This is a genomic window from Pseudomonas sp. MF08817, assembly GCF_059862705.1.
Window position 1 is genome coordinate 148111 of the sequence record NZ_JCBCUY010000002.1, and the last position, 17557, is coordinate 165667.

Here is a 17557-nt window from a genome sequence, read left to right on the forward strand (position 1 = left end):
ATTCGACCCTCTAATAAGGCATCCAAGCCACTCAGGGACATGGACGATGAGTCACCCTTCGCAGTTCACCTTGCTTCGCACGCGGCGTTTCTTGCCGTTTTTCATCACGCAGTCCCTCGGGGCGTTCAACGACAACATTTTCAAGCAGTCGCTGATCCTCGCCATCCTCTACAAATTGGCCATCGAGGGCGACCGCTCGATCTGGGTCAACCTGTGCGCGTTGCTGTTTATCCTGCCGTTTTTTCTGTTCTCGGCGCTGGCCGGGCAGTTTGGCGAAAAGTTCGCCAAGGACGCGTTGATCCGCCTGATTAAACTCGGCGAAATCGCCATCATGGCCGTCGGCGCGGTGGGTTTTCTGTTCAATCACCTGTGGCTGATGCTCCTGGCGCTGTTCGCCATGGGCACCCACTCGGCGCTGTTCGGCCCGGTGAAGTACTCGATCCTGCCCCAGGCCCTGCGCGAAGAGGAGCTAGTGGGCGGCAATGGCTTGGTGGAAATGGGCACCTTTTTGGCGATCCTGGCGGGCACCATCGGTGCTGGCGTGATGATGTCGTCGACCCAGTACGCCCCCGTCGTTGCCACGGCCATTATCGCGGTGGCGGTGTTGGGCTACCTGGCCAGCCGCGCTATTCCGAGGGCTGCGGCCTCTACGCCTGACCTGCGCCTCAACTGGAACATCTTCAGCCAGTCCTGGGCCACCTTGCGCCTGGGCCTGGGGCAGACGCCTGCCGTGTCTCGTTCGATTGTCGGCAACTCGTGGTTCTGGTTTGTCGGCGCGATCTACCTGACGCAGATCCCGGCCTACGCCAAAGAGTGGCTGCACGGCGATGAAACCGTGGTCACCCTGATCCTCACGGTGTTTTCGGTGGGCATCGCCCTGGGTTCGATGCTTTGCGAGAAACTTTCGGGGCGCAAAGTGGAAATCGGCCTGGTGCCGTTCGGCTCCTTTGGCCTGACGGTATTTGGCTTGCTGCTGTGGTGGCACTCCGGCGGTATCCCGGCCAGCGCCTCGGGCCACGACTGGCTCACCGTGCTGGGCTTCGGCCAGGCCTGGTGGGTGTTGGTGGATATCCTCGGGCTGGGGGTTTTCGGCGGCTTCTATATTGTGCCGCTGTACGCTTTGATCCAGTCGCGTACCGCCGAAAACGAGCGGGCGCGGGTGATTGCCGCCAACAACATCCTCAATGCCTTGTTCATGGTGGTCTCGGCGATTGTCTCGATCGTGCTGCTGAGCCTGGCGAAGCTGTCGATCCCCCAGCTGTTTTTGGTGGTGTCGCTGCTCAACGTCGCGGTCAATGCTTACATCTTCAAAATCGTCCCCGAGTTCAGCATGCGCTTCCTGATCTGGCTGCTGAGCCATTCCATGTACCGAGTCGAGCATCGCAACCTGGAGCAGATACCCGACGATGGCGCGGCGCTGTTGGTGTGCAATCACGTGTCCTTTGTCGATGCCTTGCTCATTGGTGGGGCGGTGCGTAGGCCGATTCGCTTTGTTATGTACTACAAAATCTACAACCTGCCGGTGCTGAACTTTATCTTCCGCACCGCCGGGACCATTCCGATTGCCGGGCGGCAGGAAGATATCCAGATCTACGAAAAGGCTTTCACCCGGATCGCCCAGTACCTCAAGGACGGCGAACTGGTGTGCATCTTTCCCGAAGGCAAGTTGACCTCGGACGGTGAGATCAGCGAGTTCAAGGGCGGGCTGACGCGGATTCTCGAAGAAACCCCGGTGCCGGTGATTCCGTTGGCGTTGCAGGGGTTGTGGGGCAGCTTCTTCAGCCGCGACCCGGGCAAGGGCTTTTTCCACCGCATCTGGTCACGGGTGACGCTGGTGGCTGGGCAACCGGTGCCGGTTGCGGACGCCGCGCCTGAGCATCTGCGCGAGTTGGTGGGCGGGTTGCGCGGTAGCCTGCGCTAGGTTTTCGGCGCATACAAAAACGCCCGCGATTGCGGGCGTTTTCATGCCTGGCTACTTAGCTGGCGCTGACTTTCAACCCCACCAGCCCGGCGATAATCAACGCCACGCTGGCCAGGCGAAACAGCGCCATGGATTCGCCGAACAGGATGATCCCGGCGATTACCGTGCCGATTGCGCCGACCCCGGTCCAGATGGCGTAGGCCGTGCCCAGGGGCAACTCCTTCATGGCCAGCCCCAACAAACCGAGGCTGATGGCCATCGCGACGATGGTCAGTGCCGTGGGCAGCGGGCGGCTGAAGCCGTCGGTGTACTTCAGACCGACGGCCCAGCCCACTTCAAAAAGACCGGCGAAAAACAGAATGATCCAGGACATGATGCCCCCCTATCCAATGGTGGGGTCGTCCCCGGATTGAACGTTCGATAGAGCCGCGGGGTCGTCCCCGCGGTGGGTCGTATGGTGCCCGGCATTAATCCAGGGGGCAAGTTGGCCTAGATTCCCTGAGGCGTCTCTTCGCCGCCAAGGGCTTCGACCAGGGCCGGGAGGAACTCGCCGAAGGTCAGCATCATCAGGGTGAAACTGGCGTCCTGTTGGCCCAGGGCATCGTCGCCGCCGTCCTGTTCGGCCTGGTCTTGCAACAGGTCCTCGAATTTCAGGCGCTTGACCACCATTTTGTCGTCCAGCATGAACGACAGCTTGTCCTGCCAGGCCAGGGACAACTGGGTCACGACTTTGCCCGTGCTCAGGTGCAACTGGATTTCTTCGCCGGTCAGGTCCTGGCGCTTGCAGCGCACGATGCCGCCGTCTTCGTGGGTGTCGCGCAGCTCGCACTCGTCGAGGACGAAGAAATCGTCCGCGGCTTTCTGGGTCTTGACCCAGTCGGTAAGGGTGGCGCTTGGCGCAACCTTGACGGTCAACGGGCGCACCGGCAGGGAGCCGATCACTTCACGCAGGGTCGAGAGCAGGTCTTCGGCGCGCTTGGGGCTGGCGGAGTTGACGAGGATCAGGCCCTGTTTCGGCGCAATCGCGGCAAAGGTGGACGAGCGACGGATAAAGGCGCGGGGCAGGAAGGCCTGGATGATTTCATCCTTGAGCTGGTCGCGTTCCTTCTTATAGACCTTGCGCATTTGCTCGGCTTCGATCTCGTCGACTTTTTCCTTCAAGGCATCGCGCACCACGCTACCCGGCAGGATGCGTTCTTCCTTGCGTGCGGCGATCAACAGGAAATCCTGGCTGACGTGGACAAGCGGGGCGTCTTCGCCCTTGCCGAACGGCGCGACGAAACCGTAGGTGGTCAACTCCTGGCTTGCACAGGCACGGGCCGGTTTGGTCGCCAGTGCAGTTTCCAACGCCTCGGCATCAAAAGGCAGATCTTGGGTCAGGCGATAGATAAGCAGGTTCTTGAACCACATGGGGCGGGTCTCTCCTTTATACAAAGGTGCGCATTATTCGCTTCCAATTCCGATAGGCCAACCCTTCGCTAAGCCTTTGGAAGGCCTGAAAAAATTATTTTAAAAAGTGCTTGCCAGAGTAGGGGGTGCTCCGTAGAATGCGCGCCACACCGAACGTGAAGGGTGATTAGCTCAGCTGGGAGAGCGTCTGCCTTACAAGCAGAATGTCGGCGGTTCGATCCCGTCATCACCCACCATTCGCATTCAGTGTTACGCGCAGCGGTAGTTCAGTCGGTTAGAATACCGGCCTGTCACGCCGGGGGTCGCGGGTTCGAGTCCCGTCCGCTGCGCCATATTCGGTAACCTGGAACGCTGAACGCCAGGTCACCACAGAGAAGCCCGCTCACGCGGGCTTTTTTATGTTCGAGGTTTGTGTAGGGCGCGTCGATTCACGATTTTTCCGTTTTTTTAATAAATTTATTAATTAAATCAACACGTTATGAAAAACTGTGGCACAATGCGCCCCGCATCGAAGGTAAAGGGTGATTAGCTCAGCTGGGAGAGCGTCTGCCTTACAAGCAGAATGTCGGCGGTTCGATCCCGTCATCACCCACCACTTGCTTTCAACGCTACGCGCAGCGGTAGTTCAGTCGGTTAGAATACCGGCCTGTCACGCCGGGGGTCGCGGGTTCGAGTCCCGTCCGCTGCGCCATATTCAAGTTTCCTGGCCCTCTGAACGCCAGGTCACGCTAGAAAGCCCGCTCAATGCGGGTTTTTTTTCGTCTGTGGTTTGGCTTTTTCAGTTCGCTCCTAACGAAATTATCGCGATGCCCTCAAATGCGCGGCAATGCCTGAACTTATCAGCCATATCCGGCTCTTATGCCGGTAGCCATTGGTCGTGGCCGCCTGATAAGCTCGCGGCTTTACTCGATTGCCCTCTCGGCGCATGAACAAGGAAATAGCATGAAACAGCATCGGTTGGCGGCGGCGGTTGCCCTGGTTGGCCTGGTTCTGGCGGGTTGTGACTCGCAGACCAGCGTAGAGCTGAAAACCCCGGCGCAAAAAGCTTCCTACGGTATCGGCCTGAACATGGGCAAAAGCCTTGCCCAGGAAGGCATGGATGACCTGGACTCCAAAGCGGTAGCCCAGGGCATTGAAGATGCCGTCGGTAAGAAAGAACAGAAGCTCAAGGATGACGAACTGGTCGAAGCCTTTGCTGCCCTGCAAAAGCGTGCTGAAGAGCGCATGGCCAAGTTGAGCGAAGAGTCGGCAGCCGCCGGCAAGAAGTTCCTTGAAGACAACGCCAAGAAAGCCGGCGTGGTCACCACCGCTTCCGGCCTGCAGTATGAAGTGGTGCAGAAGGCTGACGGTGCCCAGCCTAAGCCGACCGACGTAGTGACCGTTCACTACACCGGCGCACTGACAAATGGCAAGGTGTTCGACAGCTCCGTCGAGCGCGGCAGCCCGATCGATCTGCCGGTCAGCGGCGTGATCCCAGGTTGGGTCGAAGGTCTGCAACTGATGCATGTCGGTGAGAAGTACAAACTGTACATTCCAAGCGAACTGGCCTATGGCGAGCAGAGCCCGAGCCCGGCGATCCCGGCTAACTCGGTGCTGGTATTCGACCTGGAACTGCTGGCAATCAAGGATCCGGCAAAGCCGGAGGCCGCCAAGTAAGCAGCCGCGTCTGAGTCCACGACAACGCCCCGTTCCTGCGGGGCGTTGTCGCATCCGGCGTATGGAAAAACGAACCGATGGCACGGATAGGAGTCACAGGGAGAACTGGCGCCGCGCTAGAGGGTGATGGGCGCCAAGTCAATGAAATATTGGATTTTTTTATGTGAGTGAAAAACGCCCGATCTGAGTCTGGCCCTTGTAAAACGGGGCTCTCAGCAGGTTTATGAGGCTCTGTTCACAAGGTTATCCACAATTTGTGTGGATAACATTTCAGTGGGAGAAATGATGAAAACACCCTGGAGTTTCGCCCGTTTCCTCCCTATGGCTGGTCGGCTCCTGAGCCGTGGCCGTTTGCCTACCCTGTTGTTCGCCGTGGCCAGCAAAGGCGCGAGCCAGGGCAATCGCCTGGGCAAGCTCAAGGACGATCTGCGCTTGCTGCAGGCGCTGTGCCTGGCCTACTGGCGGGGCGAGTACCGCGCCATTAGCCCCAAGGCTTTGCTGTCGGTGGTGGCGGGGTTGATGTATTTCCTGAGCCCGGTGGATGCGATCCCGGATTTCATTCCGATGTTTGGCATGCTCGATGATATCGCCGTGCTGGCCTGGCTGATGAAAACCCTCACTGGCGAACTCAATGCCTTCCGTGCTTGGCGCAGCCGTCAAGCGCCGGAAAAACTGGCGGTGGTGGAGCGGTTGCCTGATACGCCGCAGCAGTTGCAACTGGAGCGGCCGAAAAAAAATTGATGGGTTTTCGCAACGGTTTGGATTGATCCCCCATTACGCTCTTGGCCGCTGTTAGGATTACACTCCTAAGGAAAGTGCTGACGCGCTAAGTGTTGTTGTCCTACGGGGTGGTAATGGATATTCAGATAATCGCACGCGATGGCGAGCCCGAGTACGCAGTGGTGCCATGGGCTCAGTATCAGGCTTTATTGAAGGCCGCCGGCCAGGACCCGGCACCGCCACAACCCGCGCCGGCCCGTCAAGCGCCAGCGCCAGACCAGGTTCTGCCGAGCCTGGGTCAACTGCGCAGTCTGCGCGAAACCAAGGGCATTGCCATTGAGGCGCTCGCCCGTACCGTCGGTATCAGCCCGTCCTACCTGGCCTTGATTGAAAGCGGCGAGCGTCTGCCCGACGCGGCGATTCGCCGGAGCCTGGCGTGGGAATTGACGGTGCCAGGATGGAGAGACGAGCTATGAGCGTGCGCATCAGTCGACAGCATTGGGACGGTTTGCTGGGCGAGTTGGACCAGGCCCGCCGCCAGCGCCACTTACTGACTTACCGCGCCCTGTTGGAGCGTCTGCAACTGCCCAGCCCGGCGATGCAGACCCTGACTGCCGCCTTGGAGCATTTGGCGGCGCTGGACGCCCGGGCGGAGCAGCCGCTGCGCAGTTCCCTGGTCATCAGCCAAGGCGCCAGCCGTTTGCCGCGCACCGGTTTCTTTGAGTGTGTGGAGCGTCTGGGGCGGTTCTCCGGCCCTTCCGATGGTGTGGCTGCCGCGTCGTGGCACGCCTCGGAAGTGGTGCGGGTTTTTGAATATGAATATCCCGAATCGGCGGAGGCTTAAGTGTTCTTGCGACTCAAAGCACGTGTCAGCTATTGGCTGGCGCGCCGGCTGTTTCATTGGTCCTGGCTGGTTCGCCAGCCGCGCGGTTGGAGCTGGATGGAAGGGCAGTTCGCGCGCATGGCCAACCTGGGGGATGTCGGCGCCCAGAGTTTCTATGGCCATATCCTGGCCTTCCGTGGCCAGGGTTTGGGCGCACGGGAGGAGGGCGTGCGCCTGCTGCGCTTGGCAGCGCTGGCCGGTGACGGCAAGGCCGCGTATCAGGTGGGCGTCTTCAGCCTGGCGGGAACGCCTAGCAAAGCGCCGGACCCGGCCGAAGCCGCGCGTTTCTGGAGCCTGGCGGCCAAGGCCGGGCACCCGTTGGCTGAGCTCAAGCTGGCGCAGTTGGCAGCGTCCGCGCACTAGGTGCCGGGTGGCTGTCCCGCGGTTTCAGGGCCAGGCTGTCGATCACATGGATGCTATGGCCGGGTACGTTCTTGGCGTGGTGCTTGGCTTGTGACGCCAGCTCGGCCAATTGGCTGGCGTCGAGGTGCTCGCAGGCCTGCGGGTACAGGTGCACGACGCCGATGGACAGCGACAGCAGGGCAAATTCCTGACGCACGCCTTGGCGGTTGGGCGCGATAAAGCAGCCGGCCTCCAAGTGCTCGCTGCGATAGAAACGCCGGCACTGGCTGTGAAAATCCTCCAACAACTGGTTCAAGCGTTTGCGCCAGTCTTGCGGCCCCAACACCAGCAAGAAGTCATCGCCGCCAATGTGCCCGACAAAGTCGCGGCTGGGGTCGATGCGGTCGTTCAGGCATTGAGCGAGGCACAGCAGCACTTCGTCACCACGGCCGTAGCCGTAGATATCGTTGAAGGGCTTGAAGCTGTCGATATCCACATAACAGATCACCGATTCGCGTTGCTGCTGGAGTAGCCGCGTCAGGCACTGCTGGATCGGCACGTTGCCGGGTAGCAGGGTCAGCGGGTTGGCGTAGCGCGCCTGTTGGATTTTCAGCTCGGTAATCAGCTTGAGCACGTCGATTACCCGGCCCAGGCCCAGGTAACTGCCGTTGAGGGTGATGATGAAATCCTCCTCGATGCGCTGGCGGGCGCGGCTGGTTATCAGGCGGCTGACCTGTTGCAGCGACTGGCTCAGCTCCACGGCGAGAAAGTCGTCGTTCATCAGGCGGCTGATGGGCTTGCGGGCAAACAGGTCGGTGGCGAAGGGCTTGAGCAGGGCGTCGGACAGCGAATGGCGGTGGACGATGCCGCAGGGTTGGTCCAACTCGTCCAGCACCGCCAGGGAGTTGAGGTTGGCCTGGCGGCGAAAGGCCTCCAGTACCGTGGCGGTGGGTGTGTCGCGGGCCACGGCGGGTTGTTCGTTGAGCAGGGCGCTGAGGTCGCCGGCCTCTTCGGTCAGTGAGGCCGCCGGGTTGTCGAGCTTGGGCATCATGGGGTGGGCGTCCCGCGGCGGCTGTTCCTGGGGCCGGCAGAGCAGATACCCCTGGACCAGGTCCACGCCCATTTCGGTCAATACTTCCAATTCTTCCGGCAGCTCGATGCCTTCGGCGATCACCTGTGCCCGCGAGGCCCTGGCGATTTGCAGAATGGAGCCGACGAACTCGCGCTTGAGGGCGTCCTGGTGGATGCCGTCGATGAAGTGTCGATCGATCTTCACGTAATCGGGGCGTAGTTCCGACCACAGGCGCAGGCTCGAATAGCCGGCGCCCAAGTCGTCGAGGGCAATCGAAAAACCCATGGCGCGGTAGTGATGCAGGGCCTTTTGCAACAGTTGAAAGTCGTCGATGGGGGTTTGTTCGGTCAGCTCGATCACCACCTGGCTGGGTGGGATGCTGAAGTCCTGGAGCAATTGCAGGGTACGCCCGGGTTGGTGGGCGGCTTCCAGTAGGGATTCGGGGGAGACGTTGAGGAACAATTTGCCGGGCAGTTGCTGCTCATTGAACCGCCGGCAAGCACTGCGCCGGCAGGCCATTTCCAACTCGCTCAGGCGCTCGGCCTGGCGGGCCACGGCGAACAGGGCGATGGGGGAGTGCAATGGGCTGTTGGACGGGCCGCGGCTGAGGGCTTCATAGCCGACGATGCGCCGCGCCGACAGCGAGACGATGGGCTGGAACAGGCTGTGCAACGCCCCTTGCGCGAGAATTGAACTCAGGGCGCTCAGCTGTTCGGTCGTGGTCATGGCGATCTCTGTCGAAAAAAAAGGACCGGGCTCCTTGGGGAGCCCGGTCCTGTATTTCACGACAGGATGATGACTGTTTAATGACGCTCCACTGGAGCGCCAATATTAAATTGCCACTACTGTCAGTGCTTGGCGATCGCCGTGTTCAACTTGAGGTAATCGAGCAGGATGCGCCCGGTTTCGCTCAGGTAGGCATCGTCTTCGGGCTTGGTTTTATCAGGCTCGGCGGCGATCACGTCTTCGTCTTCTTTCTTCAGTTCCTTGAGCGGCGCTTCGCCCTTGGCCTTGCGCCGGATGTTTTCCATCACCAGTTGCTGGGCTTCGATATCGGTGTGCTGGGCGCGGCGTTCGGTTTCGTTGAGGCTGACGGTTTTTTCCGCCATCAGCTTCTGGGCCAGGGCCAGCTTGTCGCGGATGAACACGAACTCGGCGTCTTTGGCCGAACGGCTTTCATGCTCGGCCTTGAGCTGGGCCAGGAACGGCTTGAACGGGTCGAGCGCGGGGCGGATGGCCGGGCGGATGGTGTCCCACGGCATGGCTTCGGGCAGGGCGCTTTCGCCGATTTCCTTGGTGTCGATCAGGGACGGGAAGTCCAGGTCTGGCAACACGCCCTGGTGCTGGGTGCTCTGCCCGGAAACCCGGTAGAACTTGGCCAGGGTCAGTTTCAGCTCGCCATGGTTGAGCGGCTGGATGGTTTGCACCGTGCCCTTGCCGAAGGTCTGGCCGCCGATGATGAGCGCGCGGTGATAGTCCTGCATGGCGCCGGCGAAAATCTCCGAGGCCGAGGCCGAGAGGCGGTTGACCAGCAGCGCCATCGGGCCTTTGTAGAAAGCACCGGGGTTTTCGTCTTCGAGCACATCGACCCGCCCGTCGGCATTGCGCACCAGCACGGTAGGGCCCTTGTCGATGAACAGGCTGGTCAGCTCGGTGGCTTCCTGCAACGAGCCGCCACCGTTGTTGCGCAGGTCGATAACCACGCCATCGACCTTGTCTTTCTGCAACTCGGTCAGCAGTTTCTTGACGTCGCGGGTGGTGCTCTTGTAGTCCGGGTCGCCCGCGCGGAACGCCTTGAAGTCCAGGTAAAAAGCCGGGATCTCGATCACGCCCAGCTTGTAGTCGCGGCCGTCCTGCTTGAGGTTGAGCACCGATTTTTTCACAGCCTGGTCTTCAAGCTTCACCGCTTCGCGGGTGATGGGCACGATCTTGCTGGTTTGGTCGTTGGGCGCGTTGCTGGCGGGGATCACTTCCAGGCGTACCACGGTGCCCTTGGGGCCGCGGATCAGCTTGACCACTTCGTCCAGGCGCCAGCCGACCACGTCCACCAGCTCTTTGTCGCCCTGGGCGACGGCGATGATCTTGTCGGCGGGGGCCACTTGCTTGGTCTTGTCTGCGGGGCCCGCGGGCACCAGGCGCACAATCTTGACTTGATCGTTGTCGCTCTGCAGCACCGCGCCGATGCCTTCCAGCGACAGGCTCATGTTGATGTCGAAGTTTTCCGCGTTATCCGGCGACAGATAGTTGGTGTGCGGGTCGTAGGACATCGCGAAGGTGTTGATGTATGCCTGGAAGATGTCTTCGCCGCGGGTCTGGTCCAGGCGCACCAATTGGTTCTTGTAGCGCTTGGTCAGCAGTTCCTGGATGGCCTTGGGTTCCTTGCCGGCAATCTTCAGGCGCAGGACCTCGTCCTTGACGCGTTTGCGCCACAGGTCGTCGAGTTCGGCGGTGTTTTTCAGCCATGGCGCGTCCTTGCGGTCGATCAGCAAGGTTTCCTTGGCATTGAAGTCGATCTTGTCCACGCCTTTGTTCAGTTCGGCCAGGGCGAAGTCCAGGCGCGACTTGACGCGGTCCAGGTAGCGTTTGTAGATGGTGAAGCCCGGGTTCAGGTCGCCGCTTTTGAGCAGGTCGTCGAACTGGGTCTTCCACTTGTCGAATTCGCTGATGTCGCTGGCCAGGAAGTAGCTGCGCGAAGGGTCCAACAGCTTGATGTAGCTGTCGTAGATGATGACCGAGCGGGCATCGTCCAGCGGCGGTTTGCTGTAATGATGGCGTTTTAGCAACTCGACGACGTTAAGGCTGGCAATCACCTCGTCACGATCGGGCTGAAGTTTGTCCCAGCTGTTGGCTGCGAACGTTTGGCTGGGCAAAAGGCCCAGGCCAATGAAAAGAGCGAGTGCGGTGCTGGGGAACAAATGCTTCATGCTGATTCGACGCGGGGGCAATTGATAACGCATATTAGGCCGTCTTTGAAGTCGCCGGTTCCATAGGGGCCGGTCGCATAATGCAAAAAGCCCGACGCTACAGCGAACGGGCTCAGTCCAGACTCACTATGGAGGCACTGTGAAGGCATTGCAAGGCGTTGAAGGTCATGTGGAGTGGGTTCAAAGCCCGCGTCCTACCTGTGATGTAGGGCAAGTTCGCATCCGTGTGGCGGCGGCGGGTTTGAATCGCGCCGATTTGCTGCAACGCGCGGGGCTCTATCCGCCGCCGCCCGGCGCTAGCCCGGTGCTGGGCCTGGAATGCTCCGGGGTTATCAGTGAAGTGGGCGCCGGGTCGTCCTGGCAGGTAGGTGACCGGGTATGCGCGCTGCTGGCCGGCGGCGGTATGGCCGAGGAAGTGGTGGTGGACGGCCGCCATGTGCTGCCGGTGCCCGAGGGCTTGTCCCTGGCCGAAGCGGCGGCGTTGCCGGAGGTGTACAGCACGGCGTGGCTGAACCTGTTCCGCTTGGCGGCGTTGCAACCGGGCGAAAAAGTGCTGCTGCACGCCGGCGCCAGTGGCGTGGGCTCGGCGGCGATCCAGTTGTGCAAGGCGTTCGGCAACCCGTGCTGGGTCAGTGTCGGTTCGGCCGACCGTTTGGCGTACTGCGAAACACTGGGGGCCCAGGGCGGCGTGGTGCGCACCGATGGCCTGGAAGGCTTGGGGGACTTCGGCCCGTTCGACGTGATCCTCGACCCGGTGGGTGCCAACTACGCCCAGCTCAACCTCAAGTTGCTGGCCCAGGATGGCCGCTGGGTGTTGATCGGCCTGATGGGCGGCCGCGAAGCGCCGTTCGACCTGGCGCAGGTGCTGGCCAAGCGCGTGCAGTTGCTGGGCTCGACCCTGCGCAGCCGCGACGAGCAGTTCAAGGCAGACCTGCTCAGCGACCTGGGCCGCCAGGTCTGGCCGCTGTTCAGCGAAGGCCGCCTGAGCCCGCAACTGGCCCGCACCTTCGCCATCCACGACGCCGAAGCCGCGTTCGCGCAACTGGCGGGCAACCAGGTGTCGGGCAAGTTGGTGTTGGTGATTGACGATAGTTTGGTGTGAGTTAACCCCAGCGGTTGGCTGTGGGAACCGTGGGAGCGAGCCCGCTCGCGATAGCAATGGACCGGCCCCTTAAGAGTTGACTGACAGTCCGCCATCGCGAGCGGGCTCGCTCCCACAATGCACGCCAGCTACTTCCAGTGATGCACCGGCCACCCCGCCTGTTCGGCGTGGGCACGCAGTACCGGGTCGGGATTGACCGCGTGGGGGTGGTCGACCTTGCGCAGCAGCGGCAGGTCATTGCGCGAGTCGGAATAGAACGCCGCGCCTTCCAGGTTTTCCTCTTCCTCATCCAGCCATTGCAGCAAACGGGCGATCTTACCTTCGCGGTAGGTCAGGGTGCCGACCGTGCGCCCGCTGTAGACGCCCCTGGCCACTTCCAAGTCGATCGCCAGCACTTCGTCGATGCCGATGCGCGCGGCAATGGCGCTGACCAAGTGGGTGCCCGAGGCGGAGATCACCAGGATGCGGTCGCCGGCCTTGCGGTGGCGGGCGATGGTGGTGGTGGCGTCGCTGTAGATCAGCGGCTCGATGACGTCTTCCACCCAGGGTTCGACCAAGTGAGTGATTTCCTCGGGGGTGCGGCCGATCATGGGTTCCAGGCTGAACGCCATGTAGTCCTCCATGGCCAGTTCGCCGCGGCTGTAGGCGTCCATCAGCTCATTGTTGCGGCGCATGAAGGGCTCGGGGTCGACCCAACCCAGGCGCCCCATTTGCTCGCTCCATAAGGTGGCGCAGTCGCCGTGAATCAAGGTGTCGTCCAGATCGAAAATTGCCAACGCCATCAGTGCGGTTCTCTCTTAAAAAGCGCGAAGGCCATCAGGCTACCTCACACAGGGCCGAAGGATCGATGCTCAATGCCAGGCGCTGACCGTCGGCATAGAGGTCCGCCGCCGAGCGGTTGAGCACGTCTACCACCAGTTCCACGCCACGGGCTTCGATGCGGTAGCGGATGACGTTGCCCAGTAGGCTGTGGCTGCGTACCTGGGCATCGAGGTCGCCGTGCAGGCTCAGGGCGATGGCTTCCGGGCGTATCGCGATGCGGCTGGCGATGGGCCGTTGCAGCAGGCTGCTGGCGCTGGCGGCGTCGAGCAGGTTGTAGTTGCCGATAAACCCGGCGGCGAACAGGTCCACCGGCGCCGTGTAGAGGGTTTCGGCATCGCCGCTCTGGACGATGCGGCCCTGGTTCATCAGGAAGATACGATCTGACATGGTCAGGGCTTCTTCCTGGTCGTGGGTGACGAAAATCGTGGTCAGGCCTAGCTCACGCTGGATCTGGCGGATCTGTTCGCGCAGGTGCTTGCGGATGCGCGCGTCCAGGGCCGACAGCGGCTCATCGAGCAGCAGCAGGCGCGGGCGGGTCACCAGCGAGCGGGCCAGGGCCACGCGTTGGCACTGGCCGCCGGACAGTTGATGGGGGTAGCGGCTGGCGAAGTCGTTGAGTTCCACCAGGCGCAGCACCTCCTGTACCCGCTGGCGGCTGTCGTCGGCCTTGACCTTCTGCATGCGCAGGCCGAAGGCGACGTTTTGTTCCACGGTCATGTTGGGGAACAGCGCATAGCTCTGGAACACCATGCCGATCCCGCGTTTCTGCGGGCTCAGGGGCACCAGGTCCTGGCCATCGAGGAGGATCTGCCCGCCGTCCACCGCCGTCAGCCCGGCGATGCAGCGCAGCAGGGTGGATTTACCGCAACCGGAAGGGCCGAGCAGGGTGACGAATTCGCCCTTGGCGATTTCGCAATTGATGTCACTGAACACCGGGGTGCCGGCGTAACTTTTTTGCAGGTGTTGGACGCTGACAAAACTCATTGGCTTTTGTCCTTGTTCAAGATGTTCGCCGCCCAGGTCAGAACCAGCACGAAGAGGAAGTAGGAAATCACCACGGCACTGGTGAAGTGGCCGCTGCTGTTGCGCATGTTGTTGAGGAACACCTGCAGGGTTTCGTAGCGCGTGCCCACCAGTATGTTGGCGAACACGAACTCGCCGAACAGGAACGAGAACGACAGCAACAGCGCCACCATCAGGCCTTTGCGCAGGTTGGGCAGCACCACCAGAAACGCCGCCTGCCAGGTGCTGGCGCCGAGCAGTTGGGCGGCGTCCATCAGGTCGCGCAGGTTGATCGCTTGCAGGTTGTTGGTGATCGCCCGGTACATGAACGGCAACGCCACGGTGAAGTAGCAGCCGATCAGGATCCACGGCGTGCCCACCATCGCCAGCGGCCCGGAACCGTAGAGCTGCAACAGCCCCACCGAGGACACCACCGGCGGCACCGCAAAGGGCAGCAGGATGAGGATGTTCATCAGCGCATCGAGCCTGGGGAAGTGGTAATGCACCACGAACAGCAGCGGCAGGATCAGTACCACCGACAGCACCAACGCGCCGACGCACACCAGCAGCGACTGGCCGAACGCGGCGAGAAAGCGCGGGTCGCTCCACAACTGGGTGTACCACTTGAGGGTAAAGCCGCTGGGCAGGATGGTCGCCGACCAACTGCTGGCCAGGGAATACACCAGGGTGCCAGCCAGGGGCAGCAGCAGGATTATCAACAGCACATAGACCACGGTGCGGTGATACAGCGTGGCAGGGCCACCTTCAACGCGAGACATGGTAGCTCCTCTTCAACAGCAACTGATGGACGATGGTCACCAGGGTCATCAGCGCCACCAGTACCACGGCCAGGGCGCTAGCCATGTTCGGGTCCAGGGAGATATCGCCCGACACCATCGCCGCGATGCGGATCGGCAGCACGTTGAAATTGCCGGTGGTCAGGGCGTAGACCGTGGCATACGCGCCCAGGGCATTGGCCAGCAGGATCACGAAGGTGCCCAGCAGCGCCGGGGTCAGCACCGGCAGGCCGATGTGGCGCCAGAACTGCCAACTGTTGGCCCCCAGCAGGGCGGCGGACTCGCGCCAGTCCTCGTGCAGGGCGTCGAACGCGGGAAACAGCAGCAACACACCCAAGGGAATCTGGAAGTAGGTGTAGAGAATAATCAGCCCGGTCTTGGAGTAGAGGTTGAAGTCCTGAATGATCCCGGCCTGCTTGAGCATCAGGGTGAAGGTGCCGTTGAAGCCCAGCAGGATGATGAAGGCGAAGGCCAGCGGCACCCCGGAAAAATTGCTGGTCATGTTGGCGAACGCGGTGACGAAGTTGCGCAGCCGCGAATCGACCCGGTGCAGCGAATAGCTGCCCAGGATGGCGATGATGATGCCGAACAGGCTCGACCAGAAGGCCAGTTCCAGGCTGTACCGGATGGCCTGCATATAGAAGCGCGAACTGAATATCTTGCTGAAGTTGGCCAGGCCCCAGCCGAACGCTTCGGACTGCACGCTGTGGATCATCACCCAGGCCAGCGGCGCGATCTGGAACACGATAAAAAACAGGGCGAAGGGCAGCAGGCACAACACGGCCAGCCACTTGCCACGGGTGATGGCGTTCACTTGAGTAGCCCCCGGCATACAGGTTTGTCGTGGGTGACGCCCAGCAGTTCGCAGACCGTGCCGCACAACTCCACCTGCCGGGGCGCGGCGCCGGGGTCGAGGCTGAAGGCATCGCCCAGGACAAACAGCGGCACCTGGCGTTCCTCGGCCAGCAGGCCATTGTGGGAGCGGTCGTTGTTCATGCCGTGGTCGGCGGTCACCAGCACCTGGTAGCCGGCGTCGAGCCAGCCTTGCAGATAGTCGGCCAGGATGATATCGGCCGAGCGGGCGCTGTTGCGGTATTGCGGGGTGTCGAGGCCGTGCTTGTGGCCGGCGTCGTCGATGTTCATGGGGTGCACCAGCAGAAAGTTCGGCGCATGGCGCAGGCGCAAGTGCTCGGCGTCGGCGAACAGGTGGGCGTCGGGATAATGGTCGCTCCAGTAGAAGTGGCCGTGCTGGATCGCCAGGCTCGGGTCGTCGGTGTGGCGGTCCCGTGCGGCGTTGAAGGGCGAGCGGTTGTACAGCTCGCTGACCCAGTGATAGGCCGCCGCCGCTGTGGTCAAACCGGCCGCGCGGGCGTAATGGAAAATGCTGCGTTGGCTCGACAGGCGCGACACCTGGTTATGCACGATACCGCTGTCGATGGGCGCCACGCCGGTGAGGATGCACTCGTAGAGCGGTCGCGACAGGGCCGGCAATTCGCAGTCGAGCCGATAGAGCGCGGCGCGCCCGGCACCGACATAGGCCTGTAGATGGCCCATGGCATGGCGCGCGACCTCATGGTTCAAACCGTCGAGCACCACCAGGATGACGTTGTGCTGCATGGGTTGGGGGCTCCGTGACAAAAAGAGGAATCGCAGTAGCGGTGTGCGGGAGCGGGCCGGGCGGCGCCCGCGAGGGCGGTGTATATGACCCACCGCCCTCGCGAGCAGGCTCGCTCCCACGGGCTCGGTGTGGCTAACCGCCTTACGGCATTTCGACGATGACCTGTTCCTGCCATTGCTGCGGCAGGGCCTTGGAGGTTTTTTCCCAGGCGTCGGCGTCCTTGATCGGCGTGACTTTTTTGTACTGCTCGTTGGGCAGCAACTGCGCCTGGACGTCGGCGGGCAGGGTCAGGTGTTCGGCGCGGATCGGCCGGGCGTTGCCGCGGGCCAGGTTGGTTTGTCCGGCGTCGCTGAAGATGTACTCACGGGCCAGTTTCGCGGCATTGGGGTGCTTGGCGTACTTGTTGATGAGGGTGGTGTAGCCGGAAATCACCGAGCCATCGGCCGGGATCAATACGGTGTAGTCATCCGGGTTGGCCATTTTGGCTTTGTAGCTCAGGCCATTGAAATCCCAGACCACGCCCACTTCCACTTCGCCCTTTTCCATGGTCGCGATGGTCGGGTTGGCCAGGGACAGACGCCCCTGCTTGGCGATCTCGGCGAACATCAGCAGCGCCGGTTGGATGTTCTTTTCATCGCCGCCCTTGGCGATGGCCGCAGCCAGCACGCCGTTGGCCGCTTGGGCGGCGGTGCCGACGTCACCGATGGAAACCTTGTACTTGCCCTTTTCCAGGTCGGCCCAGTTCTTCGGCGCTTCGGAGCCGTGCAGCAACTTGTTGTTGATGATGAACGCGATGGTGCCGGTGTAGGCCAGGGCCCAGTGGCCGTCGGCGTCCTTGGCCCACGCCGGGACCTGCTCCCAGGTGCTCGGTTTGTACGCCTGGGTCACGCCCTGCTTGACCGCGATGGGGCCAAAGGCGGCGCCGACGTCACCGATGTCGGCGCTGGCGTTGTCTTTTTCGGCGGCGAACTTGGCCACTTCCTGGGCCGAGCTCATGTCGGTGTCGATGTGCTTGAGGCCATAGAGCTTGGCCAGGTCGTCCCAGGTGCCTTTCCAGTTGGCCCAGTTGTCGGGCATGCCGACGCTGTTGACTTCACCTTCGGCCTTAGCGGCGGCTTCCAGGGTTTTCAGATCGGTTCCGGCGGCCAGGGCGGCGGTGCTCATGGCAAGGGTCGTGCCTAACAGTGAAGCCAGGAAAAGCTGTTTCATCGAAAGCTCCTTTGGGCGTTTTCACGCGGCGTACTAGCGACAGCTGGGGTGGGGTTGGTCTAGGTCAGCAAACCTTGAG

Annotated in this window: 17 protein-coding genes and 4 tRNA genes; 11 read left to right on the forward strand and 10 right to left on the reverse strand. The window is 61.8% G+C overall.

What is annotated here, in order from left to right; all coding sequences use genetic code 11:
• Positions 1–46: 46 nt before the first annotated feature.
• Positions 47–1921: an MFS transporter gene (locus tag AC19YR_RS02125; RefSeq protein WP_500596963.1), complete on the forward strand. Its 1875-nt coding sequence runs from the start codon at positions 47–49 to the stop codon at positions 1919–1921.
• Between the two features lie 55 nt (positions 1922–1976).
• Here the strand turns inward: AC19YR_RS02125 and sugE are convergent, their stop codons facing one another.
• Positions 1977–2294, reverse strand: a complete 318-nt coding sequence (gene sugE, locus AC19YR_RS02130) for a quaternary ammonium compound efflux SMR transporter SugE (protein WP_095107399.1) — start codon at positions 2292–2294, stop codon at positions 1977–1979.
• Between the two features lie 116 nt (positions 2295–2410).
• Positions 2411–3331: a recombination-associated protein RdgC gene (gene rdgC, locus AC19YR_RS02135; protein WP_095107400.1), complete on the reverse strand. Its 921-nt coding sequence runs from the start codon at positions 3329–3331 to the stop codon at positions 2411–2413.
• Between the two features lie 160 nt (positions 3332–3491).
• On the opposite strand from rdgC, the gene AC19YR_RS02140 reads away from it, so the two are divergent.
• The 9 genes from AC19YR_RS02140 (at position 3492) to AC19YR_RS02180 (ending at position 6953) form a co-directional block, all read left to right on the forward strand.
• Positions 3492–3567: transfer RNA gene (locus AC19YR_RS02140), tRNA-Val, on the forward strand.
• A gap of 19 nt (positions 3568–3586) precedes the next feature.
• Positions 3587–3663: transfer RNA gene (locus AC19YR_RS02145), tRNA-Asp, on the forward strand.
• Between the two features lie 187 nt (positions 3664–3850).
• Positions 3851–3926, forward strand: a tRNA-Val gene (locus AC19YR_RS02150).
• A 19-nt stretch (positions 3927–3945) separates the two neighbouring features.
• Positions 3946–4022, forward strand: a tRNA-Asp gene (locus AC19YR_RS02155).
• Positions 4023–4273: 251 nt separating this feature from the next.
• On the forward strand, positions 4274–4987 hold the full coding sequence (gene bamJ / locus AC19YR_RS02160) for a BamJ family beta-barrel-assembly machinery protein (RefSeq protein WP_095107401.1): 714 nt from the start codon (positions 4274–4276) through the stop codon (positions 4985–4987).
• 285 nt (positions 4988–5272) lie between these two features.
• On the forward strand, positions 5273–5728 hold the full coding sequence (locus tag AC19YR_RS02165; protein ID WP_500596965.1) for a YkvA family protein: 456 nt from the start codon (positions 5273–5275) through the stop codon (positions 5726–5728).
• Between the two features lie 113 nt (positions 5729–5841).
• Positions 5842–6183: a helix-turn-helix domain-containing protein gene (locus tag AC19YR_RS02170; RefSeq protein WP_095107722.1), complete on the forward strand. Its 342-nt coding sequence runs from the start codon at positions 5842–5844 to the stop codon at positions 6181–6183.
• Entirely contained in the window at positions 6180–6551 is a 372-nt protein-coding gene (locus AC19YR_RS02175) for a hypothetical protein (protein ID WP_003179080.1), read from the forward strand. The genes AC19YR_RS02170 and AC19YR_RS02175 overlap by 4 nt, the downstream gene beginning before the upstream one ends.
• Positions 6552–6953 (forward strand): SEL1-like repeat protein, encoded by a 402-nt coding sequence (locus AC19YR_RS02180; RefSeq protein ID WP_095107403.1) that lies wholly within the window; start codon positions 6552–6554, stop codon positions 6951–6953.
• Here AC19YR_RS02180 and AC19YR_RS02185 read toward each other — a convergent pair.
• Together AC19YR_RS02185 and AC19YR_RS02190 are read right to left on the reverse strand one after the other, a co-directional pair.
• A complete protein-coding gene (locus AC19YR_RS02185; RefSeq protein WP_500596966.1) occupies positions 6919–8730 on the reverse strand; it encodes a bifunctional diguanylate cyclase/phosphodiesterase in 1812 nt (603 codons plus the stop codon). The two genes, AC19YR_RS02180 and AC19YR_RS02185, sit on opposite strands and share 35 nt — an antisense overlap.
• Before the next feature lie 122 nt (positions 8731–8852).
• Positions 8853–10928, reverse strand: coding sequence for a carboxy terminal-processing peptidase (locus AC19YR_RS02190; RefSeq protein WP_176465046.1), 2076 nt, complete (start codon positions 10926–10928; stop codon positions 8853–8855).
• Positions 10929–11067: 139 nt separating this feature from the next.
• Between AC19YR_RS02190 and AC19YR_RS02195 the strand changes: the two genes are divergently transcribed.
• Complete coding sequence (locus tag AC19YR_RS02195; RefSeq protein ID WP_095107406.1) at positions 11068–12030, forward strand: zinc-binding dehydrogenase; 963 nt, start codon at positions 11068–11070, stop codon at positions 12028–12030.
• Between the two features lie 128 nt (positions 12031–12158).
• Here the strand turns inward: AC19YR_RS02195 and AC19YR_RS02200 are convergent, their stop codons facing one another.
• The 6 genes from AC19YR_RS02200 to AC19YR_RS02225 all read right to left on the reverse strand — a co-directional run bounded on the left by AC19YR_RS02200 (position 12159) and on the right by AC19YR_RS02225 (position 17478).
• Positions 12159–12812, reverse strand: a complete 654-nt coding sequence (locus AC19YR_RS02200; protein ID WP_500596968.1) for an HAD family hydrolase — start codon at positions 12810–12812, stop codon at positions 12159–12161.
• A gap of 34 nt (positions 12813–12846) precedes the next feature.
• Positions 12847–13836, reverse strand: a complete 990-nt coding sequence (locus tag AC19YR_RS02205) for an ABC transporter ATP-binding protein (RefSeq protein WP_095107408.1) — start codon at positions 13834–13836, stop codon at positions 12847–12849.
• On the reverse strand, positions 13833–14633 hold the full coding sequence (locus AC19YR_RS02210) for an ABC transporter permease (protein WP_095107409.1): 801 nt from the start codon (positions 14631–14633) through the stop codon (positions 13833–13835). Before AC19YR_RS02210 ends, AC19YR_RS02205 begins: the two co-directional genes overlap by 4 nt.
• On the reverse strand, positions 14620–15465 hold the full coding sequence (locus AC19YR_RS02215; RefSeq protein ID WP_500596970.1) for an ABC transporter permease: 846 nt from the start codon (positions 15463–15465) through the stop codon (positions 14620–14622). Before AC19YR_RS02215 ends, AC19YR_RS02210 begins: the two co-directional genes overlap by 14 nt.
• Positions 15462–16268, reverse strand: coding sequence for an alkaline phosphatase family protein (locus tag AC19YR_RS02220; RefSeq protein ID WP_500596971.1), 807 nt, complete (start codon positions 16266–16268; stop codon positions 15462–15464). Before AC19YR_RS02220 ends, AC19YR_RS02215 begins: the two co-directional genes overlap by 4 nt.
• 142 nt (positions 16269–16410) lie before the next feature.
• Positions 16411–17478, reverse strand: coding sequence for an ABC transporter substrate-binding protein (locus AC19YR_RS02225; RefSeq protein ID WP_500596972.1), 1068 nt, complete (start codon positions 17476–17478; stop codon positions 16411–16413).
• Positions 17479–17557: the final 79 nt, after the last annotated feature.

Excerpts from the sequence above, each read along its gene's own strand:
- AC19YR_RS02125 (WP_500596963.1), top strand. The coding sequence starts at position 47 with ATGAGTCACCCTTCGCAGTTCACCTTGCTTCGCACGCGGCGTTTCTTG.
- sugE (WP_095107399.1), bottom strand. The coding sequence starts at position 2,294 with ATGTCCTGGATCATTCTGTTTTTCGCCGGTCTTTTTGAAGTGGGCTGG.
- rdgC (WP_095107400.1), bottom strand. The coding sequence starts at position 3,331 with ATGTGGTTCAAGAACCTGCTTATCTATCGCCTGACCCAAGATCTGCCT.
- bamJ (WP_095107401.1), top strand. The coding sequence starts at position 4,274 with ATGAAACAGCATCGGTTGGCGGCGGCGGTTGCCCTGGTTGGCCTGGTT.
- AC19YR_RS02165 (WP_500596965.1), top strand. The coding sequence starts at position 5,273 with ATGAAAACACCCTGGAGTTTCGCCCGTTTCCTCCCTATGGCTGGTCGG.
- AC19YR_RS02170 (WP_095107722.1), top strand. The coding sequence starts at position 5,842 with ATGGATATTCAGATAATCGCACGCGATGGCGAGCCCGAGTACGCAGTG.
- AC19YR_RS02175 (WP_003179080.1), top strand. The coding sequence starts at position 6,180 with ATGAGCGTGCGCATCAGTCGACAGCATTGGGACGGTTTGCTGGGCGAG.
- AC19YR_RS02185 (WP_500596966.1), bottom strand. The coding sequence starts at position 8,730 with ATGACCACGACCGAACAGCTGAGCGCCCTGAGTTCAATTCTCGCGCAA.
- AC19YR_RS02190 (WP_176465046.1), bottom strand. The coding sequence starts at position 10,928 with ATGAAGCATTTGTTCCCCAGCACCGCACTCGCTCTTTTCATTGGCCTG.
- AC19YR_RS02200 (WP_500596968.1), bottom strand. The coding sequence starts at position 12,812 with ATGGCGTTGGCAATTTTCGATCTGGACGACACCTTGATTCACGGCGAC.
- AC19YR_RS02205 (WP_095107408.1), bottom strand. The coding sequence starts at position 13,836 with ATGAGTTTTGTCAGCGTCCAACACCTGCAAAAAAGTTACGCCGGCACC.
- AC19YR_RS02210 (WP_095107409.1), bottom strand. The coding sequence starts at position 14,633 with ATGTCTCGCGTTGAAGGTGGCCCTGCCACGCTGTATCACCGCACCGTG.
- AC19YR_RS02220 (WP_500596971.1), bottom strand. The coding sequence starts at position 16,268 with ATGCAGCACAACGTCATCCTGGTGGTGCTCGACGGTTTGAACCATGAG.
- AC19YR_RS02225 (WP_500596972.1), bottom strand. The coding sequence starts at position 17,478 with ATGAAACAGCTTTTCCTGGCTTCACTGTTAGGCACGACCCTTGCCATG.